This is a genomic window from Fibrella arboris (genome assembly GCF_041321095.1).
In the GTDB taxonomy this organism is placed as follows: domain Bacteria; phylum Bacteroidota; class Bacteroidia; order Cytophagales; family Spirosomataceae; genus Fibrella; species Fibrella arboris.
Window position 1 is genome coordinate 58,464 of the sequence record NZ_JBGGWE010000006.1, and the last position, 24,873, is coordinate 83,336.

15 protein-coding genes are annotated in these 24,873 nt (G+C 54.4%); 8 read left to right on the forward strand and 7 right to left on the reverse strand.

Features of this window, described 5'->3' with window-relative positions; translation table 11 throughout:
• Positions 1-145: 145 nt before the first annotated feature.
• Both ACAW75_RS12310 and ACAW75_RS12315 read right to left on the reverse strand, forming a co-directional pair.
• Positions 146-1,357: an alpha/beta hydrolase family protein gene (locus ACAW75_RS12310; protein WP_370729029.1), complete on the reverse strand. Its 1,212-nt coding sequence runs from the start codon at positions 1,355-1,357 to the stop codon at positions 146-148.
• Positions 1,358-1,474: 117 nt separating this feature from the next.
• A complete protein-coding gene (locus ACAW75_RS12315) occupies positions 1,475-8,053 on the reverse strand; it encodes an alpha-2-macroglobulin family protein (protein ID WP_370729030.1) in 6,579 nt (2,192 codons plus the stop codon).
• Between the two features lie 256 nt (positions 8,054-8,309).
• Between ACAW75_RS12315 and ACAW75_RS12320 the strand changes: the two genes are divergently transcribed.
• Both ACAW75_RS12320 and ACAW75_RS12325 read left to right on the forward strand, forming a co-directional pair.
• Positions 8,310-8,588 carry a hypothetical protein gene (locus tag ACAW75_RS12320; protein WP_370729031.1) on the forward strand — a complete coding sequence of 93 codons (279 nt, stop codon included), beginning with the start codon at positions 8,310-8,312 and terminating at the stop codon, positions 8,586-8,588.
• Between the two features lie 190 nt (positions 8,589-8,778).
• On the forward strand, positions 8,779-8,973 hold the full coding sequence (locus ACAW75_RS12325; protein ID WP_370729032.1) for a hypothetical protein: 195 nt from the start codon (positions 8,779-8,781) through the stop codon (positions 8,971-8,973).
• Positions 8,974-9,147: 174 nt separating this feature from the next.
• Here the strand turns inward: ACAW75_RS12325 and ACAW75_RS12330 are convergent, their stop codons facing one another.
• Positions 9,148-9,621, reverse strand: a complete 474-nt coding sequence (locus ACAW75_RS12330) for a DUF4293 domain-containing protein (protein ID WP_370729033.1) — start codon at positions 9,619-9,621, stop codon at positions 9,148-9,150.
• A 136-nt stretch (positions 9,622-9,757) separates the two neighbouring features.
• Between ACAW75_RS12330 and mnmC2 the strand changes: the two genes are divergently transcribed.
• Entirely contained in the window at positions 9,758-10,417 is a 660-nt protein-coding gene (mnmC2, locus tag ACAW75_RS12335) for a tRNA (5-methylaminomethyl-2-thiouridine)(34)-methyltransferase MnmC2 (RefSeq protein ID WP_370729034.1), read from the forward strand.
• Between the two features lie 138 nt (positions 10,418-10,555).
• Here the strand turns inward: mnmC2 and msrC are convergent, their stop codons facing one another.
• Entirely contained in the window at positions 10,556-11,041 is a 486-nt protein-coding gene (gene msrC / locus ACAW75_RS12340; protein WP_370729035.1) for a free L-methionine (R)-S-oxide reductase MsrC, read from the reverse strand.
• Positions 11,042-11,357: 316 nt separating this feature from the next.
• Between msrC and ACAW75_RS12345 the strand changes: the two genes are divergently transcribed.
• From ACAW75_RS12345 to ACAW75_RS12355, 3 genes are all read left to right on the forward strand, one after another.
• A complete protein-coding gene (locus ACAW75_RS12345) occupies positions 11,358-12,899 on the forward strand; it encodes a S41 family peptidase (protein ID WP_370729036.1) in 1,542 nt (513 codons plus the stop codon).
• A gap of 60 nt (positions 12,900-12,959) precedes the next feature.
• On the forward strand, positions 12,960-14,372 hold the full coding sequence (locus tag ACAW75_RS12350; protein WP_370729037.1) for a tetratricopeptide repeat protein: 1,413 nt from the start codon (positions 12,960-12,962) through the stop codon (positions 14,370-14,372).
• 207 nt (positions 14,373-14,579) lie between these two features.
• The gene (locus ACAW75_RS12355; RefSeq protein ID WP_370729038.1) at positions 14,580-17,048 is read left to right on the forward strand and encodes a M12 family metallo-peptidase; all 2,469 of its coding nucleotides are present in this window, start codon (positions 14,580-14,582) and stop codon (positions 17,046-17,048) included.
• An 81-nt stretch (positions 17,049-17,129) separates the two neighbouring features.
• On the opposite strand, the gene ACAW75_RS12360 is transcribed toward ACAW75_RS12355, so the two are convergent.
• Both ACAW75_RS12360 and ACAW75_RS12365 read right to left on the reverse strand, forming a co-directional pair.
• Positions 17,130-19,277, reverse strand: coding sequence for a 3-hydroxyacyl-CoA dehydrogenase NAD-binding domain-containing protein (locus ACAW75_RS12360; protein ID WP_370729039.1), 2,148 nt, complete (start codon positions 19,275-19,277; stop codon positions 17,130-17,132).
• 72 nt (positions 19,278-19,349) lie between these two features.
• Positions 19,350-20,558, reverse strand: a complete 1,209-nt coding sequence (locus ACAW75_RS12365; protein ID WP_370729040.1) for an acetyl-CoA C-acetyltransferase — start codon at positions 20,556-20,558, stop codon at positions 19,350-19,352.
• 174 nt (positions 20,559-20,732) lie between these two features.
• Here ACAW75_RS12365 and ACAW75_RS12370 point away from each other — a divergent pair, with 174 nt between their 5' ends.
• Together ACAW75_RS12370 and ACAW75_RS12375 are read left to right on the forward strand one after the other, a co-directional pair.
• Positions 20,733-21,206 (forward strand): kinetochore Spc7 family protein, encoded by a 474-nt coding sequence (locus tag ACAW75_RS12370; protein WP_370729041.1) that lies wholly within the window; start codon positions 20,733-20,735, stop codon positions 21,204-21,206.
• A 71-nt stretch (positions 21,207-21,277) separates the two neighbouring features.
• On the forward strand, positions 21,278-23,422 hold the full coding sequence (locus ACAW75_RS12375) for a ComEA family DNA-binding protein (RefSeq protein WP_370729042.1): 2,145 nt from the start codon (positions 21,278-21,280) through the stop codon (positions 23,420-23,422).
• 119 nt (positions 23,423-23,541) lie between these two features.
• Here the strand turns inward: ACAW75_RS12375 and ACAW75_RS12380 are convergent, their stop codons facing one another.
• Positions 23,542-24,861 carry a Gfo/Idh/MocA family protein gene (locus tag ACAW75_RS12380; protein WP_370729043.1) on the reverse strand — a complete coding sequence of 440 codons (1,320 nt, stop codon included), beginning with the start codon at positions 24,859-24,861 and terminating at the stop codon, positions 23,542-23,544.
• Positions 24,862-24,873 lie beyond the last annotated feature (12 nt).

Here is a 24,873-nt window from a genome sequence, read left to right on the forward strand (position 1 = left end):
CCACTAGCCCCGCCTCTCGCACCTGTTCCGGCAAGATGGGCGTTTGACCCCGCGTGGTGCTCCTGTCAGGGCTGACCTGGGCACCACGCGGTCAGTAATCGGCGAAAATCCCTTTACATCGCGCATCAATCCGTTGAGATCAACATCACCGTTTGCTATTGAAAAAGGTGAACGTACCTGTCAGGAAATCCTGAATAGCCGGGCCGTGATCTTTGTTGGGAATGGTGATCAGCTCGACGCTGGTTGCGCCACGGGCTTTCATAGCGGCCAGCGCATCGGTCGAATTGCGGTAGAACACCTGCTGATCGGCGGTGCCGTGGTAGAGTTGCAGGGGCGTTTTGGGTTTCCAGTCGTACACGTTATTGTCGCGAACGCCCGTCAGAAAAGCAATGTCTGAGCCAGAGGTAATGCCGTTCTTGAATCCGTCGGAGAAAGCGGTGTTGATGCTGACGTTGATCGTCGACCGGGTACCGTTGGCCTGCACATCCGCGGCATAGGGATCGCGGAAATAATAGCTCATGGGTCGGTTCAGGCCATAGACACGGTTATAGGTTTGCAACACCCATACATACAGGTTGTTGTAGCCGGCAATGCCGTGGGTGGTCTTGGTAACCAGATCCTGCATAAACCCTTCTACGTTGTAGGGCCCCGCCCCGCAGGAAGCGGCCGTGATGGTGAACTCGTTCGGAAACTGTTCTTCCATCAGTTTCAGCAGCGACATCGTGGCGTGTCCACCCTGCGAGTAGCCCGCCAGAAACACGCGGTTGTCCCATTTGGCGGCGCTTGTTTTCAGAAACTCACGCGCTGCCCGCAACATATCCAGGCTAGCCAGGGCTTCGGTTTGCCGGTGCAGATACGGGTGCGGCACATTCTTCGACTCGCCATAGCCCACATAATCAGGGCACGACAAAATGAAGCCGTTCGACGTGAACAACGCGCCAATAGTGCCTGCCTCACTGGCTGCCGTGAAATACGAGGGCGCATCGCCTTCGTTGAATAGGGTGCCGTGCTGCTCGCTTACCATTGGAAACGTTTCGGAACCAATCGGCACGGGCACAATCAACACGCCCGACGCATTAATATCCGTGTTGTCGGCATTTTTGGTCTTGTAAACGAGCCGGTATGCCTGAATATCACGTTGCAACAGGATGTTCAGAAAGCCACTCGTCTGGGCATCGACCAGCCCGGAAGCCGCAATGCGCTGAACGAGCTGCGCTTTGGTCAGCGTGGTAAGCTGTGTGCTACTCACCAGCGTCTGCGGCTGGGTTTCGATCGGGTCGGTTGGCTTACAATTCGTCAGGTATAACCCAACGAATAGCAGCATGAACCAGCTTGTGGTGGTGCGTAGACGTTTCATAGTGAGCATCGGGAGAACATATCGTCGTTTGTAAACGTAAGAAAGCCCGGTTTGTGCATATAACCGGGCTTTCGGAGCAAGAATTGTTTGGGTGGTACGACGTATCGGTGAGGGTAACTATTTTACCTGCACCCGGCCACCGGTTGAATGGGCTGCGAACTCGGGCGCGTAGAAACATTGTACGGTAGCCACACCTGAGCCGAAATCACCGGTATGCACCACGCGCAGGGCATACTCGAATACGTGCGTGCCCGTAGGAAGATACTCGATAAAGAAATCAGTGCTGGCATCGCGGGGCGCTTCGTAGTACGACAGGCCGTTCTGGTATTTGGTACCCGACAGCGCCGCCACTGGCTCAAAACCGGATGCACGGCCGTCTTTCAGGTGCACATATTCCATGTTACGGTCGGCGGTCAACACCACGCGAACTTTCAGCAGGTCGCCGGGTTTCAGTGCGGTCTTCGGTGTAATGGCTTCCAGTACTGGTCCTGCATCGGTGTTACGCTGGCGGTAGATCGTTTTCGTCAGCGTAAGGTTATTGCCGTTGCCTGCAATCGCATCCAGTGGCTCGAAATGTTGCCAGTAGGCCGCCCCCCAGCCCGGTCCTGTTTGGGCTGGCTTACTGACTGTGATCACACCCATCGACGCCGTGACTTCGGCCGGAGCAAACGTCACTTTCTGGTAGCCGGTGAGGGCTTCCGTTTTCGTAACCCGGCTGGCTATGTCTTTTCCGCCCACTATCACTTTCATGGTCGCTTTGGTATCCAGCCAGGTATTGCCCGAGTCAGCGCCGCGTAACAACAGCGCATAAACCGCTTCGGTAGTTGCCTTGGTCGATGGCCACGACTGGGTACGTTTCTGCTGCACCAGCCACTGTCTCATTTTGTCGATAAACGGCTCGGCCCCAACCAGACTGCTGTATGCAGGCTGTTTACGAAGCCAGGCAAAGCAATCGAGCGTAGGCCTGGCGGGTTTGGTAGCCTCGTCGCGGCAGGCTTCATCGTAGGCTTCGATGATGTACGCCTGCGTTTCAATCGGGGCCTGGTACCAATACGTGCCGCCCGCGTTTTCGGGCCAGTACATGCCCAGTTCGTCCGATACCTTACTGCGCTCAGTCAGCGATTGCAGAATAGCACGGGCCGCATCGACTTGTTTGAACCGATACAGCGTAGTGGCCGCCAGCGCCTGACTTTGCAACGAACTCTGTTGCCAGCCCATGGTCAATACCGGCAACAGGTACGTCTGCGTGGCTTTTTCAACGGGGTTTATATCGAGGAAAAAACTACGGGCGTAGAGGTACTGTGCTGCCCAGTAAGGCGTACCCGGTGCTCTTTTTTGCGCAGCAGCCCGTGCTTTTTCTTCGGCGATCTGGTGAGTAATTTCCGCATCGGCATACCGGAGTAAACCAGCCTGCAACAGGGTCGCTTCCCCCTGCACGCTGGGGTCGAACGTAACGCCAAGCTTACGGAGGTGGCCCAGCCCCGCCAGCACGTGCAGGGTCATGTTCAGACTCGGGCGCATACCCGAAAACCAGACAAGCCCGCCACTGCCATCCTGCAACTGACGCAGTTTCCCAATAGCCCGGCGTTGCTCGCTGGCCAGTCGGTTCTGGTCGAAGAACTGGCCGAGTTTGGCCGTCCGGTCGGCTTCTGATTGGGCGTCACTCAGCCAGGGGGTGTTCTCCAGCGTAACGGCTTTCAGTTCCTCGTTACTCGCCAGCGGGCTCTTCGGTGGCGACTGTCTCCATAGGTCTACCACCTGCCGAAACTGCGGACGGCTGTTCAGAATATGCGCACCCAGGCTGTTGGCGTACATCTTGCTGAACAGTTGCTCGGCACAGTCGTAGCTGTATTCCATCAGGTAGGGCAGGCTTTGCAGCGCATACCAGGCGGGGTTGCTCGTCACCTCCACCGTGAGGCGTTCGGTGTTCAGGGGCAGCTCCGGGTTGCGGTCGGCCAGCGGCGCCAGCCGGAAGGTGCGGTCCTTATCACCCCCATTGATCCAGAATGGCTGCACGTCGGTCACGAGCGTGCGGTTGGGCAACACAGGCACTACGCGCTCTTCGCCGTCGGTAAATGAGCCGGCCGTGGCCGTAACTCGGATGGCAACCGGCGGGAGATCCTGCGGAACAACCAGCGTCCAGGCAACGACGGTGCTCGTTTTCTCCATGGTGAAAGAGCGACTGAGCGCAAGAGCGGCTCCGCTGGTTTTGGGCAGCATCTTTCCGTTCAGCAGATCGCCGGTGAGGGCGTCGGTCAGTTGGAGTGTAGCGGTGCCGGTGAGGGGTTTGCCGCTCAGGTTATCGATGCGGGCGGTGAGGTTGAGCGTGTCGTTTTCGCGAAGGAACCGGGGTACGTTGGTCGTCACCATCAGCTCTTTCTGCGTCACGATTTCGCGCTCCATCGTGCCCGTCTGCATGGTTTTCGTGTGGGCGAACGTCACCAGCCGCCAGCGCGTAAGGGCCTCGGGCATGGTAAAATTGAGCACCACGCGCCCCTGTTTGTCGGTCTGCAAGTGCGGGAAGAAGAAGGCCGTTTCGTTGAAGTTTTTCCGAATTAAGGGCGGGTCGGCTACGGGTTTTTTCGCTTCAGGTGCCTCTTCATCCGGCTTCACTTCGGACAATCTAACCAGATCTACCTCAGCATCAGCCCTTGCCTCCGGAGCGGCCATTTTCGCCATCGCCATTGGGGCTGGTGCGCCAGCCGCCCGGCCTCTACCATACCCAACGGTTACCACTTCGTTTAGCATCTGATTAGACTGATGCATCACAGTGGTTGCCCGCTGTTTATCCGATACGTTTACGCTTGCCTGGCTATAGCCAATCCATGAAAAAAGGAGCGTCGTTTTTTGTGTCTGCTTCAGCAATGTCAGCGTGAAATTGCCATCTTTATCGGTGATAGTCCCCTGCTTTGTTCCCTGAACTACCACGTTCACGCCCGGCGCAGGCAAGTCAATCTCGTCGAAAAACGCCCGGCCTGTAATCTTGCCTCCGTTCCGGTCAACACGAATGGCTATTTCCGACAGGTCCAGTGTAAACTTACCCGAATAAACATTGTACTGGTAAATTCCCCAGCCGAGTTGCGGTTCAACGCGCGCAGAAACCGGGTACGTTGGCTGTGGCGTTGACCAGTATTGCCGCGTCGTTGTTGTACCGAATGCCGGACTTTGCCAGTAAGTCAACCCGGTATCGTTGATACCATAGAACGACGTAGGCCATTCGAGCCGGGCAAACGCATCGAGTGAAGCGTCGTAGAGCGTAGCGGCCAGTTCGGCCATGACCTTATCCTGCTTCGGGCCGCTGATGCGCAGGGTCCATTGCTCGGCCTGGCCGGGCTTCAATTTATCGCGGAACGTCTCGGTCTCGATGGTCAGTTCCTTATTGGTGTAAGGCACCGTCACGGTCTCGGTCTGGCTCAGCAACCGTCCGTTTTGCACCATCGCGAAATGCACGGCGAAGTTGCCCCGGTGCTTTTCCTGAACGGGCAAGGCCACACGCAGCGGCTGCCCCGTCACCGTCAGCCACTCTTCCCGCACAATCCTGCCCTTCTCTTCCACTGCCATCAGAATCTTGTCGGGCCGGTTGGTGCTGGCGGTCGACGTACCTACCCAGAAAATGGCTTCTTCGCCGGGCTGGGCCGTCGCTTTCTGCACCTGCACGAACGTACCTGACCGGATCGATGCCGTAGGTTGCTGCGGGTCGATGACCTGGAAAAACACCGTTTGCTGCGCCGTTTGGCCCGTCGAATCCGTCGCACTAATATCGGCCGCGTACATGCCTGATGGCAGACCGGCGAGGTTTATGGCTTTGGGCGTGGCGGAACGTACCTGCGTTTTGGCCCAGGTAGCCGGGTCATCTTCATTAGCATACAGATCGTGCGGAAACAGCGCCACATACTCGGCGCGGGTCAGCACAGTGCGGTCGGCGCGGGCCCAGAGCCGACTGCGCAGGCCCGTTCGCGAGGGCGTAAGCCGGGCGATGGTTACGGTGCCGGACTGGATACTCACCTCGTTACCGCTGGCATTCGTCAGCCGCACCCCATATGGTTTCTGCTCGGTCGTCAGCACAGGGCTGGGCAGGGCAAGCTCTGCCGTCAGAGCGGTGTAGCCGATGCGTAAACTCTGCGTAGCCGACCGCGTTTCGCCCGACTGATCGGTCACGTCGATAGTGACCGTGAAAGTAAATTGCGGCTTGTCAGCGGCGGCGATGCTCAGGTCGGCCTGGGCCAGGAACGAGAAGTCAATGACGCCGTCAGCGGTTGAAGTAGTGGTTCCGTTGGCAATTTCCTGCTCGTTAGACGGGCGGGCGGGCCGCCACCAGTTCCAGCCCCAATAAGGCTGGTAATACGTGCGGGTAACCCGGTAGCTCACCTTCGCCCCGTCGACAACGGCCCCGGCCAGCGTTTTGGCCGTAGCGCGTACAGGTACGTTCTGCCCCAGTACCACGGCCTGTTTCAGCGGATCGGCCACTACGGCGAAGGTGGGCCGTTTGTATTCCTCAACCCGGATAGGCGCCTGCCCATTGTCCGTTACGAGGCTCATCATACCTGTTAGCCGGCCAACGGGCGCCGTAAACGTACCTGACGCTGACCCAAACTCATTGGTTTGCACCGTCGTTTTGGCCACTTCTTCGCCGTTCACATCCGTCAGCCGAATAGTGGTTGATCGGTTTGGCACCACCGCAAACTGGTTGGCTTTTCCGTTGTACAGCAGCACTTTCCAATACACCGTTTGGCCGGGGCGGTAAATAGCCCGGTCGGTAAAAATGGCCGCACGTTCCATGTCTGGTTGTTCAGGAGGGTTTCGGCCGTACCGATAATTATAGAATACGTCGGTGTCCAGTACATCGTCGTTTCGGATCAGGCGTAAAAAATAAGATTCCCGCCCCGGCAGCTGCGATGCGTCGAGTACCAGCTTCCCCTGAACGTTCGTCTGAACCGAGCCCGATACGCTGGCTTTTTTACCCTGACCGTTCAGGGTTAGTATCTGAACCGTTGCATTGGCCACCGGCTGTCCCGTTGTGCGGTCGGTGACGTAGATGGTTTTAAGGTCATTATCGTACTGGTAGTTACCGCCAACCAGTACATAACTCAAATTCGACACGGCAAACGTGCCGATGCTAACCACTTCGGCCGTTTCGGCGCTGGGTTTAGCCCATGTCCCTTCGTTCGACACCAGCAGTACGTAGTAGCCCAGCGGCAGGCCTTTCACGGGAATCTCCACGCTGTGGCTGCGCAGATCGCCATCGTCGGGCAGGGTTAATTTTTCCTCGGCCACTACCGAATGGTTCTGAATGGCGGCAAACCAGCTATCTCGCTTCGGATCGGTCTGATACTCATCGAATTGAGTCAGTGTACGGGCTTCATCGGCCGTCAGACGCAGTATCCTGTAAAACAGCGTTTTCGTATTCTGATACAACACCCGCGCCCGGAATGGCTTACCCGGCTCATTGGCTTCTTCTACCTCTACACCCAGTACCGGACGAAGCAGGCTATCGAGTAGCGGGCGGGCCGTTTGGGCGGGAATCGTATTGGGAAAGCGGGCAATCAGATCGCGGGCCAGTTCGGCGGCGCGTTTGCGGTCCCAGCGGTGGGTCGTATCGGCAGGGTCCGGTACGTTGGCGGCCTGATCCGTGCTGCCGTAGCGACCGCGAGGCAGGGGATGTACCTGACCTTCACTGGAAAGATCCTGCACCAGCGCCAGCGCGTATTCCGCTTCGGCCGGTTTATTCTTAAACGCGGCGATCTGCTGCGTCAATGTCTGGCGATACAGCGCTTCTTCGTTGGGTAGTGTGCCCAGCCGTTTCACCAGCGCCAGCCGTTCCACGTCATTCACGGCAAAGGCGAGCGGATTGGCATCGTTCCGGTGGAAAGCCAGCAATTGCTGATACAGTTTCAGCGCCTGATAGGGGCCCGACAGTAGGTCGGTAGCAGGCAACACCGTAGCCACGAACGTTGCCGGCCCCGCCAGATAGGCCGGCTTGTTGACGCTGAACGCCTGAATCGGCTTGATCACGTCAGACTGAGCGTCATCGAAAAAATCGATAGCCCGGTGCGCCAGTACATCGAACAGCGTCGGTCGTAGCGCCCGGCCTGCTTCATTGCCTTTACTGATCACCGCATCATATACCCCTATGTTCAACTGCTGTAACCGGGCCGCCTCCTGCACCGAAGCCGCGTATAGTTCGGTCACCGTCGTTTGCAGGCGTCGCGCATCCCAGGTACGTGGATCAATGGAGGTGGCGCTTTGCGACGTTGGCTCGTCGGGGGCAGTAGCGGTGCGATCAAGAAATTTATAGCGATTCTGCTGGAAATACTGCCAGTATACCTCGGCCAGTACCGATTGCAGCACCGACCGCGTTGGTCCGGTGGTCGCGTCGACGTCGGCCTTCAACGACCCGATCATGGTCAGGTACGTCTCCTCATCTTTAGCGCCGTTGGTTCGGTACACCACGCGGCGCATGGCGGCTTTCAGCAATTGTGGCTCATTGCCCGTCTGTTTGGCTTCGGCATAAATGCGATCGGCAATGGCCAGAGCCGACTGAGGCAGGCCACGCGCCATCAGCGAATCGGCTGACTTCCAGCTAGTGGCATAATCAGGTGGAGGGAGCATGGCGCTTGGTTTATCGGTCTGGAGCAGTGTCAGAAACGGCAACAACACCAACGGAAATGTATAGATCAGCGAGGCGGGGATACGCATAATAAATCAGTTTATACAACTAGGACAACAAATGACGCCGACCGTTTAGCCGGGTACGTGTTCCAGTTGATGAACAAGAGTACGGATTTTACCAAAGGGTTGTGAGTACCGGTTACTGACTGGTGCCTTGGCCAACTGCCGCCACTGATTAGAAACGTGTTAGAATGCAGGGCTATAAAATCATTTTTCGTCGATAAACGTTATAGGGATAGGCCTGCTACGTGTTTCTCACCAATCCGGTAGTGTGGCTATCGCCATGAAAAACAACACCTTGCGTTATGCGTTAATTGGCTTGTTGCTCGTCGTTACCCTGGCTAGTTGCGGCCCTGCCTATGTAGGTGTAGGCACTGGTTACGGCTATGGCCCTTCCTACGGTTACTATGCCCCCCGGCCTTATTACAATTATCCCCGGCCCAGGTACGTTGCTCCACCCCGCGCCTACTACAGCCGCCCACGTTATTACCGAGCCCCGAATTATAGTTACCGCTATAATGCCCCCCGTTACTATAACGGCAATAGCGGCCGGAGGCGGTAGGTAACCCTATCAAAAGAATTGTAAATAAAAAAGTCCCGATCAAAAACCTGATCGGGACTTTTTTTGCTGTGTATCAGTTGCTGGCGCGTTGTTTGTTCGCTACGTTTATACACTTGATCTGGTACAACGATCGCAGTGCTTTTTGCGTTACTATGGTTACTATATAGAAGCGTAGTCAACTGAATGAAGTATGAAAACAACGGCTTTTTTACTCGTCTTTTCGGCATCGCTGCTCATCGGCGAGGCCCCGGCATCTTCGCTGTCTGCGCACCCCACGGTGACGGAGGTGGCGAGTATCAAGCGTAAGAAGAAAGGCTTTCGGCGGAAAAAAGGCTTTATGTGGGGCCTCTTCAAGAAAAAAGGCTGCGGCTGCCCGAAATTCTGATACGGATTAGTATACGAACGCGGATTAGGCAGATTAAAGGGATCGACGCGGATTTTTAATGAAATTCGGATTAGCTCTGATCAGGACTAAACCTGTTTTTACTCAGAAGATCTGTGTGAATCCTTTTAAAATCCCTTCGATCCGCGTCTCCGTATCAATCCGTGTTCCCACCATTCAGCGAATACGATTCGATTCGCGGACTAATTTTTCGTCGCGTCGGATAAATCGGTTAGCGAGTGCGTTAAGTACGAGCGCACCAACAATTGCCCAGAAGCCCGTCAGAAACGATCCCTGATCGGCGGGGTTGCCATATGATTTTCCGTTGATCAGTACGTTGTAGAGGATAACGCCCATCGAGGCAGTCAACAGAATGGCATTTGCAGCACAAAGGCCCATCTGTAGTAATCGTTTTTTATACTGAAAAATGGCAAAAAGAGCCACAATCGCGACAATCGCCAACAGGCCGCCCAGATACCAGAGCGGCGTGGTAAAGGTGGTTACTCCCTGTTCGTATGTATATTGAAGGGGTGTCAGCTCGGCCTCTTCGCCAGGGTTCATACCGGGTTTTTCCCAGATTGGGTTAGCCAGTGCTACGCCCATCGACGCTGAAATCAGGAATAGAAAAACACTTTGAATGCGTTGAATCATTTTTTTATAAGAAATTGTAGTCTGTTTAACGAGTAGCAAACAGGCTGTGGAAAACACCGCCGCCCTTTAACTGCTTATACAGGTTAGTGATGTCGGTAGCCAATGGCGAAATTAGCCGAAAAGCCTGAATGTTTTGATGAATACGCAAGTGGTGGTAACAGCCGATGGGTCACATTCGGTATTCAACGCGGAGGTAGGGCAACACTACCATTCAATCTATGGCGCCGTTCAGGAGTCAGACCGTGTGTTTATTGAATTGGGATTACTCTACACCTTCGACCGGGTGAAGGGGCCTGTCCGTGTGTTTGAAATGGGGTTTGGCACTGGCCTTAATACCCTGATGACGATCCGTGAGGCAAAGCGCCACCACCGGGTAATTGATTACGTAACGGTCGAAGCTTTCCCGATTCCGGTTGAGGAAGCCCGTCAGCTAAATTACGACCACGAACTAACCACGTTCTGGTTGCCCGACCTGCACGAAGCCCCCTGGGGCACACCTACGCCGATTGTTCCCGAATTGACGTTAACCAAGTTCCACACCCGCGTTCAGGACCTGCCCCCCATCGGTACGTTCGACCTGGTGTATTACGACGCGTTTGCCCCCGAAGGCCAACCCGAGCTCTGGACCCTGGAGATCTTCCAAAAAGTAGCGACGTTGCTTCGGCCCGGGGGTGCGCTAACTACATACTGTTCAAAATCAGCCGTGCAGCGAAACCTCCGCGAGGCTGGTTTCGAGGTTGAAAAACATGTAGGCCCAGCCCGTAAACGCGAGGTGATCAGGGCGATAAAGATGTAAAGCGTTAAGTTTCAAGTTACAGGTTTCAAGTTTCAAGTTACAGGTTTCAAGTTTCAAGGGCGTTGCTTATCAATCAAATAGTGATTAAGCAGCGCCCTTGAAACTTGAAACCTGAAACCTGTAACTTGAAACCTGTAACTAGAAACCCTTCCCTATCAGCCTGCCTATAGCTTCCAGACCCTGTACGTCTGTTTCACTGAAATCATCAAGCTGGTCGCTATCAACGTCGAGCACCATAGCAACCTCGCCCATTTGGGTGAAGATGGGGACAACCACCTCTGATTTGGATGCCGAACTACAGGCAATATGTCCGGGGAAAGCCTCAACGTCGGGCACCAGTATGGCCTCGCGACGGGTGTAGGCGGCTCCGCAAACGCCCTTGTCGAACGCAATGCGTGTGCAGGCAATAGGACCCTGGAATGGGCCCAACACCAACTGGTCTTCTTTCGTCAGATAGAAGCCGACCCAGAAAAATCCGAATGCTTCCCGAAGGGCCGCCGCTACGTTGGCCAGGTTAGCCACCAGATCCGGTTCGTCCGAAATGAGCGCTTCGATCTGCGGAATCAGGCTGTCGTATATAGCCTGCCGGTTGCTGGTTTGCGGAATATGAAGTGTTTCTGCCATGGTGCAAAGATACAATGGACGGAGTGTGCAGGTGGCAAGTGGCAAGTTTCAGGTTTCAGGTTTCAAGTTTCAGGTGCGTTGCTTGTTTCAGTGACGTAAACAAGCAGCGCACTTGAAACCTGACACTTGAAACCTGACACTTGAAACCTGAAACCTGAAACTTGACACTTCCCCCCCTTTTCTACCGCCAAAACCACCGTTAACCAAATTTGATACGGATTGTTTAGCGATGAGTTGCTTTTTCTATGCAAAGTTGATAGATTAACAGCTCGTAACACAATAAAGCCTATAGGCCAACTCTTGTACTTAACTAATCATGTCTGTACTTCTCCGTATAGCCGGGCTGGCTGTTGCCTGGCTGTTTCTACTGACAAGTCCGCTGGTCGCTCAATCAATCACACTCACACCCGATGAGGCCCACGACGATCTCCTTTTTTTACGCCGGCAACTCCGCGCTTATCATCCCGGTCTAGGGCATTACACGCCAGACTCGAAAATGGAGCAGCTCTTCGATTCGCTCTATAACCGGGTGACCAGTCCGATCGATTATCTTTCTTTTTTCCATCATTTATCGCCCTACCTAAACGGCCTGAAAGATGGACACACCAACCTGAATCACCGACGCGGGTTCATTGACCGCGACACCCGCTTCATTCCATTCTACATCAGGCAGGTAGATCATGACTATTTCATTAGCCACAATGCCTCAGCCGACACAACGCTGCGGAGGGGAACACGGTTGCTGTCTATTCAGGGGCAACCCATTGCCGAGGTTCACCGTGAACTGATGGATGGGGATCGGTCGGGGTCGGATGGCGATAATGCCACGGGGCGCCATAACTGGAGCCTGATGCAGTTTGCCGACTACTACGCTGCTTGGTTTGGCTCGGTCGATTCAGTAACGATTCGGTATCAGTTAACACAGCCCGACGGGTCGCTCGACTCAACCATTCGGCAAACGCGGGTAGCGGGCGTGATGTCGGCCCATTTCCGTCAGGTACTGATAGACCGGTACAGAGCTGATTTTGGCCGTGGGTCTGAGTTCCGGCAGCCTAATCTGAGCCTGCGCCTTGTCGACTCGCTCTCGAAAACGTCCGTATTGCGGGTATCATCCTTTATGAACCCAAAAACATTCGATCCGTTTCAATGGGCATTCAAGAAGCGGCTGAAAAAAGCGTTCAAACAGATAAAAACTACAGGCGTAGAGAACCTGGTAGTCGATTTGCAGGACAATGGAGGCGGGGCTGTGCTTAACTCGGCCCGTCTGTTGCAATTCTGGCTGCGCAGGCCATTTACCATCATGCAAAGTGAGCACATCAAGCCGGCGGCCCGTGCCGAGCTTGTGAACCGCTGGAATCCGCTATCGGTGCTGGATTTTAACCTCCGTTATCGCCGCGATGGGCAGGGCGGATTTGCCAGCCGGGCGGCCGTGAGCAGACATTACCGGCCTTATAAGCGGCTCGCTTTTCAGGGAAATTTGTACCTGCTCATGAACGGTTCATCGTTTTCGGCGGCAACGTCGGTGCTGGCCAAAACGCTCGACGCAGGCCAGGGTACATTTGTTGGCGAAGCCAGTGGCGGCGCTTACTGGGGCGATTTTGCCGGTCAGTTTAAATACGTTACGCTGCCTCATTCGCGGATTCAGGTACGTATTCCCCTGAAAAAACTGACGCATGCGGTGGCTCAGGGGCACGCCAACGGATTCACCATTGAACCCGACTTCACAGCGCAACGTACCCACGATGACCTGATGATGAACAGAAACGTGGCCCTTCGCGAAACCATGACGCTGATTCGCCAGCAGATCACGGCTGTTCGCCAGGTTACGGGTGATGGCAAACTGGAAGCGCTGAAATAGGCAGGCAGCCCTATAGAAATAGTCTGTCAGTGTATATTGCAGCGGGTTTAACGCAACGTTATGAAAAAACAGTTCTGCCTGTTGCTGCTGGGCGTCACAGTATGGGCAACCGCCTGGGCGCAACCGGCGCCAAATGCGGCATCAGCCATTCAGTTTATAAAGCTGGGCAACACGCTCCGTGAAGTCGATAAGCCGCAGCAGTCGATTGACCTGTTGCTGCGGGCGCTTCCCGCCATCAAGGGGAAAGATTTATACTGGGAAGCGGTTGCCTACGAGAACCTGGGGCTGGCCTATGCCGATCAGGAGAGAAGCATGGAGGCGATTCAGTACTTCCAGAAGGCGCAGCTGATCTATAAAGCACTGAAATACACAGCCAGTGAAACCGCGATGAATGAGCTTATCGACGGCGTAACGGGCAGGAAAGAGTATGCAGGTATCGACATTGGTTCGTCGGGGATCAAGCTGGCTATTTTCAGCACCAAGCTCGAAGATGGCTTTTACACCAAATCGATCCGATCGAAGCCAGACTCGCCCAGCGTCACCCTGATTTCGGGTACGCCCCAATCATTTGAAGCCGGGCAAGCTGTATTACGCGCCTACGTAGACTCGATTCGGCGCCATAATATTCCGGGTGAGCGCATCTATGTAGCCTTCAGTAGTGGTATCAATGATGGGCTGGGTAAGCAACCGGGTCTGCGCCGAAAGCTTTACGAGCTGCTGGCCGCCGAATTACCTAAAGGTGTTTCCTGCGACACGACACTGACCGCCTCCCGCGAGGCCGAACTTTATACGATTGGGGCCATTCCGCGTAAGATGTGGCCATCAACATCCTGCATGGATATTGGCAGTGGTAACACAAAAGGGGGGTATTATGACGACAACCGGGTTTTCCATGCCGTCAGCTTTCCGTTTGGTACCAAATCATTGCCAACGCTGATTGACAAAGATCGGTCGATGCCGATCGAACAATACCGGCAGGAAGCCCAGCGCGTCATAAAAGCCATTGCCGACACGGCCCTGGCGGTCAGTAACAAACCTGGTCTGGCAAGCCTGCAGCAGCGCCGGACGGTTGGCTTCGGGGGCGGCATTGCCTGGGCCCTTGTAACGTACCTGCACCCGGAGAAAGCAGGCCTGACGGCCATTCCGCTGACGGCTTCGGATGTAGAAAAATTCAAGCGGCTGGCCCTGACAAACTACCAGGCGTTGCTCCATCCCGACATGACCGATATTACGGATGCGGCCACGCGGCGTAAGGCCGAAAAAGACATTGCCAATGCGCAGAGTCAATTTAATGAGAAACAAATTATTGCAGGGGCGCTTTGGCTGGAAACCGTTATGCGGGCCTACGACCATACCGACACGCCCAAACGGCTGGTCTTTATCCGCGACTCCGATATTGGCTGGGTGACAGGTAAGTTTCTGGAAGATATTAACCGTAATTATGAGCGGCCACTCGCCAGCGAAGCAAAGTGAGCACGGTTCATCTATGGGTTCCGGTCTAACGTACCTGGATCATGGATATGTTCTGAGTTATCAATTTTTCAGAATAGCCACATGACGTACTTTTTAGTACCCTTTTAACGACAACAAATACCCACAGTCGCCCATTTTCTAAGTATTATTCCTAGGTTTGTATCCTACGTCCTCGCTACTTATTCGATCGTTTACAGGATCAAGTCTATGGGAAGATATGGTTTACTTATCCTGCTTGTACTTACCATCCGTGCAACGGTAGTTGGTCAGGTAGTACCGGCCAGTCAGCTTCAACAGCGTATCAATAAGGCCAGGCGGACATCAGCAGCAACTACCTTCCCGCTATTCAAATTAGCCGATTCACCCGCCTACCAGGGTACTGCTTTTTTACCCAGTGAAACACCGACGTCGCTGCTTCTCGATGCCGGGCAACTCAGCCGGATTCTCGATGAACGTCCCGACTTACTTGCCTTTTCGATACCCACCGAATCTGGTTCTATCGATCTTGACCTGGTTGCGGTAGAGCTGTTTTCTCCAGATAGCAAGCTCTTGCTTGGCTCGGCGGCCGGTACGGTTACTGCCCCGCTCAGCAAAGGTGTTTTCTACCAGGGGTTTATTAAAGGAGATGATCAATCGTTGGTGGCGATCAGTATTACCAACGGCGAATTGTCTGGTATCGTATCTGACAAAACGGGCAATCGCGCCCTAAGTCACCTGCGTAATACACAGAATAGCTACCTGTTCTACAGCGACAATACAGTATTGACGCCCCGAAAAGCCTTCACCTGCGAGGCTATTCCGGTCAATACGGGAGGCCGAAAAACAGCGATGGCCCCGCAGTCGATCGATTGCAAAGTGGTGGGCATCTATCTCGAAGTAGACTTTGATCTGTACACCCAGAACAAGTCAGATGTAGCGCAAACGACCAGCTACGTAGCTAACCTATTCAACCAGGTGGCGTTGATCTATAATCGGGAAAACATCGCTATTCGTATTGCGGGGATTAAGCTATGGACCGAGGCCGACCCATATGTAAGCCTGACATCAACCGGCGATATATTAAGCGCTTTTCGGGCCAATCAGAATGCCAATCCACCGCCCGGAGTCAATAGCCAGCTTTCCCATTTTCTCTCAGGTCGCTCGTTGGGCGGTGGCGTCGCCTATCTGGACGTGCTGTGTGCTTCTACCTACAAATATGGCGTTAGCGGCAGTCTGTCAGCGACTTATCCAGAGTTTCCTACTTATTCCTGGGAAGTTACCGTCGTTACCCATGAACTGGGGCACAACTTTGGTTCGCCCCATACGCAAAGCTGCTCATGGCCAGGCGGAGCGCTCGATAACTGCTACACAACAGAAGGCGGATGCGCTCCCGGCCCGGCTCCCGTTAATGGTGGTACCATCATGAGCTATTGCCACCTGACAACAACGGGCATTAATCTGTCGAATGGGTTTGGCACGTTACCTGGCAACCTGATCCGTAGCCGGGTGACCACCAGTAGCTGCCTACCAACAGCAACCGACGTACCTACTAGTTTAGCGACCAGACGTGTTCAGGCGACAACCGCTACAACCTACTGGTTATCCAATTCAGGCAGTACGCAGTTTACAATTCAGTACCGACCCGTCGGAGACGCTAGCTGGCGCACGGTCGGTCCGTTTACTGGTTCGCGCTATACCCTGACCGGCCTGCAACCAAACACGACCTACAACTGGCGCGTTACGGGTGAGTGCTCGAGCAGCTACTCAACCGAATCGACTTTTACCACCGGCGATCCGGTCTACTGTACGCCACTTTATTCAAACAACGGTTGTGAATATGGGATTGGTCTGAAACGAATTGTGTTCAACGGAACCGTATTGACTACCAGTTCGGGCTGTGCGGCGTCCCATTACACGTATTATCCAACGCCCGTGGCTACCCTTTCCAAAATTGTTGCGAACCCATTTTCCATTGAATTCCTCGGCTATTACAACGCACAGCAGGTAGCCGTCTGGATTGATTTCGACCAGAATTATGAGTTCGACACGTCCGAACGGGTATTTGGTACAACAGCGGGTGTCAAAGCGCCCGTTTCGGGCTCGCTGACCATTCCGGCAACTGTGCAGGCAGGCGTGACGTACCGGATGCGCATTCGCAATCAGTTTTCTTCCAGCGTTACAGACGCATGCAATGAATTAAGCTACGGTGAAGCAGAAGATTATCTGGTATTTATAGACTCAGGATGCCCCCCTACGCCTGCCATTACTTTGTCAGCCTCGGCCATTACCTGTCAGCAGAGCGCTACACTAACCGTGACGAACTGCTCGGGTACAGTAAGTTGGCTACCGGGCAATGGATCAGGCGCGTCGATAATGGTCAATCCAACGCAAACCACCAGCTATACAGCCACCTGTAACCTGCCGGGTTGCAGTGTGAGCCAACAGGCAACCGTTACAGTAGCGCCCGATATGGTTTCGCTACACAGTGGTAACTGGGACGACCCCGGCGTTTGGTCGTGTCAACGAGTTCCCACGGCCGTTACGCCCCTGCTAATTTCTGCCGGTCATACGGTGATTATGCCGGCCAATTACACAGGCAATGCAGGATCACTAATTCTGACTGGTCGACTCAACTACCAGATAAACAGTCGCTTAAAGCTAGGTACGCCGATCGCGAACGTTGTGCTGGTTAAGTAACTAGTATGCGTCCTGGACAGCGCGGCTCCGCGCTCTAGGCCCTTCGACTAGGCCAGCAGCGCGAAGCAAACGGCGGGCCGCTTATACCGTTGCCGTTACGCCAGCGCGTTCGCGGAGCTTCTCCGTTGGGCGGAAGCGCTCCCCGTATTGATCGGCTAATCGGTCGCAGGTGGCCACAAACGTATTTACACCGACGAAATCGACGAACGAGAGAGCACCGCCGGTATAGGCGGGAAAGCCCCAGGCCAGAATAGAGCCCAGATCACCGTCGAGTTTGGTCCGAACGACGTTCTCTTCGACGCAACGAACGGCTTCAATAGCCTGCCGGTAGAGTAGCCGTGTTTTCACTTCATCCAGACTCGGTTGCTGATCGGCTACGGGGAACAGCTCGGACAGGCCAGACCATAGGTGCTTGGGGGCGTCTTCCGGATAGTCGTAAAAACCAGCCCTGGCTTTTTTGCCCGTCCGGCCCAGGTCGACAAACTGTTTTGCTACCTGGTAACTAGTGTCCGATTCGTTCAGCACGCCATCGTTAATACTCTGACCAGAAATTTTATAGACCAGATCGAGAGCTACCTCATCCGTCACCGCCAACGGACCAACGGGCAGGCCAGCATCTTTCCCCGCGTTTTCGATCAGGATCGGGTTTACGCCGTCGCGCAGAAGTTCCATGCCTTCGGCCGTGTAGGTGCCAAAGCAGCGCGACGTGTAAAAGCCCCGACTGTCATTAACGACGATGGGCGTTTTCCGAATCTTGCGGGTGTAGTCCATCGCTACGGCCAACGCGTAGTTGGCTGTTTGCTGGCCCACGATGATCTCGACCAGCATCATTTTGTCGACGGGCGAGAAGAAGTGAATACCAATGAAATTTGCTGGATTAGCCGAGGCTTCGGCCAGGCCCGTAATGGGTAAGGTCGATGTGTTCGAGCCGAAAATGCCGTTTGCTGCCAGCATCGATTCTGCTTCTTTCGTAACGGTAGCTTTCAGTTCACGGTTTTCAAAAACAGCTTCAATGATCAGGTCGCAGCCTTGCAAGTCGGCTATGTCGGCCGTTGCTTTTATCCGACCCAGCGTTGTATCGACCGTTGTGGGGTCCACTTTACCCCGTTCAACGCCTTTTCTGAGCAGATTACGCGTATAGTCTTTTCCTTTCTCGGCCGCTTCGCCCGACACATCTTTCAGCACGACCTCAATGCCCGCCACGGCCGACACGTAGGCAATGCCCGCTCCCATCATTCCCGCGCCCAGAATACCGACTTTCTTCACGTCGGTCTTGGGTACGTCCTTCGGGCGACTAGCCCCTTTGTTAGCTTCGTTCATACCCAGGAACATCGTTCCGATCAGGTTTTTAGCCACTTTCGAGGTAGCTACCTTCACAAAATACCGCCCTTCGATTGTCAGCGCCCGGTCGATATTCACCTGTAAGCCCTCGTATACGCACGACATAATGGCCAGCGGCGCGGGGTAATTACCCTTGGTTTTATCCATCAGCATGGCCGTTCCCGCCGCAAACGTCTGCGCACCAACAGGACTTTGCACATTACCGCCCGGCACCTTGAAGGCATCACGTGCTACGATTTTGCCCGTCTTCTTATCGATCTGGTCCCACGGTTTGATCGGCTGTGGATTGGCCAGAATCCAGGTACGTGCTTTGTCCATCATGGTGGTGGGCGTTTCGGCTACGTCGTCGATCAGGCCGTTTTTCAGCGCATCGGGTACGTTCATCTTCTTGCCTTCAACCAGCAAAGGCAACGCTGCCTGCATGCCGATCATGCGCGGCAGGCGCTGTGTACCGCCGCCGCCCGGCAACAGGCCGATGGTTACTTCGACCAGGCCAATCAGGGTTTTCGGGTTTTGAAGGGCAATGCGATGGTGACAGGCCAGGCATACTTCGTAGCCACCGCCCAGCGCCGTGCCGTTGATGGCCGCCACGATAGGCTTTCCGTTGGTTTCCATCCGCCTGAAAATCCGGTTCAACTCGGCCGATATCTTCAGCATCTCGGCGGGTGGCTGATCGTTATTCCGAAGAATCATTTTCAGGTCGGCACCGGCTATAAATTCAGGTTTATCGGAGGTGATGATGATGCCCTTTACCGCTTCATCAGCATAGGCGTTATTGAGTGCTTCCTCGAACTGAGGGATCGATTCGTCGTTGAGCACGTTCATCGGACTGCTGGTCATGTTCCAGCGAATGACGGCAACGTTCTGCTCTACGGTGTAGTTAATCATGGCTTTTTAGTAGTCATTTGTAGTCATTTGCCTTCGACCGATACGCCGGAGTGGCCGAAGGCAAATGACATTTTAATTAATCCGTTCGAAGATGGTGGCGATGCCCATGCCACCGCCAATGCAGAGGGTTGAGAGGCCGACTTGTTTGCCAGTACGTTCCAGTTCATCGAGCAGGGTGGCCGAAATAATAGCGCCGGTAGCCCCGAGCGGATGTCCCAGCGCGATGGCACCGCCGCTGATATTGACCTGGCTATGATCGACGCCAAACTCATCCATAAACAACATGGGCACGGCGGCAAACGCTTCATTGACCTCAAACAGGTCGATATCCTTAATGCTCATCCCTGCCTTTTTCAGCACCTTGTACGTGGCTGGCACTGGACCGGTGAGCATGATCGTGGGTTCAGAACCGACAATGGCGAAGGCCACAATACGGGCACGGGGTTTCAGACCGGCCGCCTGCCCGAACGCCTCACTGCCCACCAACACACCCGCCGCACCGTCGACGATCTGCGACGAGTTACCCGCGTGGTGAACGTGATTAATCTGAGTGAGGTCCGCATATTTCAGCAGAGCCAGCGCATCCAATCCCATTTGCCCCATCATCTCGAAGGCAGGTTTCAGTTTGCTCAGGCTCTCAGCAGTCGTGCCGGGACGTACCCCTTCATCGCGGTCGAGTACCGTTATGCCGATCTCATCTTTGTAGGGCACCAGCGTTTTATGAAAGCGATTTTCACGCTGCGCCACTTCAGCCCGTCGGTACGATTCGGCGGCAAACGTGTCTACGTCGCTCCGTGAATACCCCTGACGCGTGGCGATCAGGTCGGCCGAGATCCCTTGCGGCACAATGTGGTGTTGCGCCACAATCTGCGGATTCATGAAGATAGCGCCTCCATCAGACCCCATCGGTACCCGCGACATCGACTCAACACCACCTGCAATGACCGCGTCGACCTGCCCCGACATCACGTAAGCCGCCGCCTGATTGATCGCTTCCAGCCCCGACGAGCAGAACCGATTAAGTTGTACCCCCGCCACTGATTCGGCATAACCCGCTTCGAGCACGGCGGTCCGGGCGATGTCGGCCCCCTGCTCGCCCATCGGCGTTACACAGCCCATGATTACGTCGTCGACCAGTCGGGTGTCCAGGCCGTTCCGGTCACGAATGTGTCGCAATACGCTGGTCAATAACGAGATCGGCTGAATATCGTGAAGCGATCCGTCGCTTTTACCGCGCCCACGTGGGGTTCTGACGGCATCGTAGATGAAGGCATTAGCCATTAGACAATGGGTTTAAACCAAAAAGTAGTATGCATGCATACGGTTACACAAATGTAGTGCTGTCGACTATAAATTGTGTGATACCATGAAAAAAGCTGGCGCAGGCTTACACACATCAAGGGCAGGTAACAAAAAGGTGTGTGCTGGCATCTATCCTTTTGTTATATTTGATTCATGGCATTGTATATCGAACAGCGAATTGATCAGTTAGAGGCTCATGCAGTCGAGGATGGTAAACTCCTGGAGACTGTAGCTAAAGGCTTAGCGACTTTAACTATACAGGTTCAGAAAAATCATGAACAGGCGCAGCAGAATCACGAGTACACCAACAAGCGAATTGACCTACTGCACGCTGATGTTCAGGAACTGAAATCAGATGTAGCTGAGCTGAAATCAGATGTAGCCGAGCTAAAAACAGACGTAGCCGGGCTGAAATCAGACGTAGCCATGCTGAAAACAGACGTAGCCATGCTGAAAACAGATGTAGCTGAGCTGAAAACAGATGTGGCCGGGCTAAAGTCGGACGTAGCTGGGCTGAAAACAGATGTAGCTGAACTGAAATCAGATGTAGCCGGGCTGAAATCAGATATGAAAGATATGAAGACCAGTATGTCTCTTGTCCTTAAGATTTTGACTGAAAAACTGTAAAAGCTTTTTTTACACGTTCCTACTGGCAATCAGGCAATTAGCTTTCACCTATTCACCGAACGCAACTTGGTTTGATCTTTCGTATTTACCTGCCTATCCTGCTGGCCTGGTTAGGATTTTCACCGGCCTTTTCGCAAACAGGTCAACTGCCAGTCATACAAAAGTCGCCGGGTGCTATACCCATTGTCCGCTCCGACGAGGCGCTGAACCGGTTGTTCCAGGACCTGTTCCCAGTACAAACCGAGGGTACCGATTACCAGGCCGTATTTGAAAACCTGGCGCAACTGTATAGCTATCCCCTTGATTTGAACCGAGCCAGTCGCGATGATCTGTCGGCAATGCTGCTGCTTACCGAACGGCAGATTACCAACCTGCTGATGTACCGCGAAACCAACGGCGATCTATTGGCCGTGGTCGAATTACAAGCCGTTCCCGATTTCGACGTACCTACAATTCAACGCTTACGGCCTTTCGTAACGATCCGCTCATCGGCGCTTACGGCTGAACTACCAGCCCCAACCGATAATTATCTTATTGCGCGTTATGAGCGAACGCTGGAAACACAAAAGGGCTTTACGGAAGCCATTCCCAACAAATCAGGTACCGCACCGGCAGACCGGTTGCCGCTCCGATACCAGGGGAGCCCCGGCCAATGGTATCTTCGGTATCGGACCAGTCGACCGGGCGTATACAGCGTGGGGGTTACGCTGGAACAAGATCCTGGTGAGGCCTTTCGCTGGAATCCGGCCACCCGGCAATATGGTGTCGATTATATCTCCTTCCACGCCCAAATTCAAAACCGGGGTCGGTGGCGTAATGTCATCATTGGTGATTTCCAGCAGCAAATCGGGCAGGGACTCATTTTTTCCGCCGGCTTTTCGCTGGGTAAAAACGCCGAAACGATCCTAACCGTCCGGCGACCTACACTGGGGGCGCGGCCTTATACATCCTTGACTGAATACGGTTATTTGCGCGGCATCTCGGCGACATACAGTTTGGCACCAAATCTGGATCTAACGCTTCTGGCCGCCAGAAATCGCCGCGACGCCAACATAGTCGCTGGCAAAACGCCGCTCGATGAAAGCGTGGTGAGCTCGTTCCTCACGTCGGGATTACACCAGACGAGCAGCGATTTGCTGGATTTGCGATCGGTTGTCGAAACGAATCTTGGTGCGCATCTACATTACCACGCGCAGCAATTCCAACTGGGCCTGACGGTCCTGCAAACCAGCTTCGATACGAAACTCCAAAAGCGTGACCTGACCTACAACGACTACGAATTTGTGGGCAAGCAGAACTTGGTGGTGGGTTTGCACGCTGGGTACGTCTGGCGAAACATGAACCTGTTTGGCGAAGTAGCCCGTAGTAGTGGATCGCTTGAAAACAGCGGCGGCATTGGCGCGATAGCGGGTATCTTGACCAGCCTGAGTCGCAAACTGGATATTGCCTTTCTGGCGCGGCATTACGACCGAAACTTTCACAGTTTCTACGCCAACGCCTTCAGCGAAGGCAGCCGGACGATCAACGAAACGGGTGTTTATACTGGCGTGAAATACAGCGTTTACAGAAAACTGACGCTTAGCGGATTCATCGACTGGTTCCGGTTTCCGTGGTGGAAATACCTGGTCGATGCGCCGTCGGGTGTGTTCGATTATTTACTGACGGCCACGTACCTACCCGACCGTCAAACGCGCTTCTCGCTGATTTTTCATGACGAACACAAAGAGAAGAACCAGCCGGGTAGTAAGACTACACCGAAAGAAGTAGTTGGCACCACACGCCGCAGCCTGGCCCTTACCGCCGACTACACCGTTGTTCCCGGCCTCACCATGCGCTCTCGACTACAGGCAGGTACGTTTGGGTACGCCTCCTCTACAACGAGTTCAGTGGGGTTCGCCATCATGCAGGATGCCACCTACGAGCGGGGACGGCTAAGCCTCAGTGGCCGGATAGCCCTGTTTGGCACTGATAACTACGACAGCCGCCAATACGCTTACGAACGGGATGTGCTCTACGCATTTTCTTTTCCCGCCTATTTCGACCGGGGCGTTCGGCATTACCTGCTGGCCCGTTATCAAGTCAACAAGCACCTTGACCTGTGGTTCCGCTACGCCCGTACCGACATCACCAATCAGCCCGACATCGGTTCCGACCTGGACCTGATTGCCGTGCCGCATAAAACGGAGATGAAACTCCAGGTACGTTGGCGGTTTTGAAAAGTGGGGAATCGAGGTTGCTTCGCGAGTGGTGTTGCTGACGCGTGGCCCTTCGACTAGGCGTCAGCAACACCACTCGCGAAGCAACTTGCTCATCGACCCAATCCATTCACGCATGTTTATATTTTGATCCCCCACTCGTTGTTCATGGGGCGGCCAAGGAGTGCGTTGGCATCGGCATCATTCTTAAACTGCTCCTTCTTTGGATTCCAGTGCAGCGAGCGATTCAGCCGGTACGCGATATTGCCGATATTACAGACCGAAGCCGTGCGGTGGCCCACTTCAACGTCGCAAATGGGTTTGTTGCGGGTTCGCATGGCGTCCAGAAAGTCTTTGTAATGGTTATCGCTTTTATAGACATGCTTCTGGGTTTCACCAATCACCTTCGTAGCCAATGAAGCGGGCGTAGTTTCCAGCTTCCGGCGCTGCACCCTGATTTCGCCTTCCGATCCGATAAAGTGGATTGCGTTGCTCCAGTCCCATTTTTCGTGGGTCATCGTGATACCGTTGTCATATTTGTACGTCAGGAACGGGTGCTCTTTCCCGTCGGGAGCGATCACTTCAACGGGGCCGCTATTGTCCATATCCAGCGCCCACTGCACGATGTCGAACATGTGCGCGCCCCAGTCGGTCACCATGCCGCCGCCAAACTCCCGGTAATTGCGCCAGTTCGGGAATACGTCTTTCGAGAGCGGTGGGGCCAATTCTGAATTGAACACGACAGGTGTATTCGGACCAAGCCAGGTATCCCAGTCCAGCCCTTCGGGAACAACCTCGCCGGGCAGGTTATACGCTACTGGCGGCGGTCCCACGTTGACCTTGATGTGCTTGATTTGACCGATGTAGCCATTCCGAACCAGCTCAGCCGTTTGCCGGAACTCGGGCCACGAACGCTGCATGCTGCCCGTCTGAAACACGCGATCATGCTTGCGGGTCGCCTCAACCATGGCCCGACCTTCTTTCACGGTCAACGACAGCGGCTTTTCGCAGTAAATATCTTTTCCCGCCTGCGCCGCCCGGACTGCCATAGCCGCATGCCAATGGTCGGGGGCGGCAATGACTACCGCGTCGATATCTTTGCGAGCCAGTAATTGCCGGAAGTCCGTATAAACCGGAATGTCGGCATAGGCTCCAAGTTGCGTGTTCTTCTCGTAATGCGCTTTGACCCGATCCAGAAAGGCGCCCGCTTTGGCTTTGTAGACCTCACTGATGGCCATGATGCGCGCTTCATTGGTACCGAGGAAAGATGTGCTTAGGCTTTTCGCCTGTTTACCCGTGCCGATGAACCCCAGCGAAATGATATCACTAGGGGCCAGGTATTTTGTACCATCAGGGCGTTTACCACCCAGCACGAAACGGGGAACAATCATGAAGCCAGCCACAGCAGCGGCTGTTTTTTCGACGAAATCACGACGACTAATAGCTTGCTCTTTATTCATGGTTATAAGGCT

Coding starts and splice junctions, on each gene's coding strand:
- ACAW75_RS12370 (WP_370729041.1), top strand. CDS start 20,733: ATGGCATTGTATATCGAACAGCGAATTGATCAGTTAGAGGCTCATGCA.
- mnmC2 (WP_370729034.1), top strand. CDS start 9,758: ATGAATACGCAAGTGGTGGTAACAGCCGATGGGTCACATTCGGTATTC.
- ACAW75_RS12315 (WP_370729030.1), bottom strand. CDS start 8,053: ATGCGTATCCCCGCCTCGCTGATCTATACATTTCCGTTGGTGTTGTTG.
- ACAW75_RS12330 (WP_370729033.1), bottom strand. CDS start 9,621: ATGATTCAACGCATTCAAAGTGTTTTTCTATTCCTGATTTCAGCGTCG.
- ACAW75_RS12325 (WP_370729032.1), top strand. CDS start 8,779: ATGAAAACAACGGCTTTTTTACTCGTCTTTTCGGCATCGCTGCTCATC.
- ACAW75_RS12380 (WP_370729043.1), bottom strand. CDS start 24,861: ATGAATAAAGAGCAAGCTATTAGTCGTCGTGATTTCGTCGAAAAAACA.
- ACAW75_RS12320 (WP_370729031.1), top strand. CDS start 8,310: ATGAAAAACAACACCTTGCGTTATGCGTTAATTGGCTTGTTGCTCGTC.
- ACAW75_RS12355 (WP_370729038.1), top strand. CDS start 14,580: ATGGGAAGATATGGTTTACTTATCCTGCTTGTACTTACCATCCGTGCA.
- ACAW75_RS12345 (WP_370729036.1), top strand. CDS start 11,358: ATGTCTGTACTTCTCCGTATAGCCGGGCTGGCTGTTGCCTGGCTGTTT.
- ACAW75_RS12365 (WP_370729040.1), bottom strand. CDS start 20,558: ATGGCTAATGCCTTCATCTACGATGCCGTCAGAACCCCACGTGGGCGC.
- ACAW75_RS12350 (WP_370729037.1), top strand. CDS start 12,960: ATGAAAAAACAGTTCTGCCTGTTGCTGCTGGGCGTCACAGTATGGGCA.
- ACAW75_RS12360 (WP_370729039.1), bottom strand. CDS start 19,277: ATGATTAACTACACCGTAGAGCAGAACGTTGCCGTCATTCGCTGGAAC.
- ACAW75_RS12310 (WP_370729029.1), bottom strand. CDS start 1,357: ATGAAACGTCTACGCACCACCACAAGCTGGTTCATGCTGCTATTCGTT.
- msrC (WP_370729035.1), bottom strand. CDS start 11,041: ATGGCAGAAACACTTCATATTCCGCAAACCAGCAACCGGCAGGCTATA.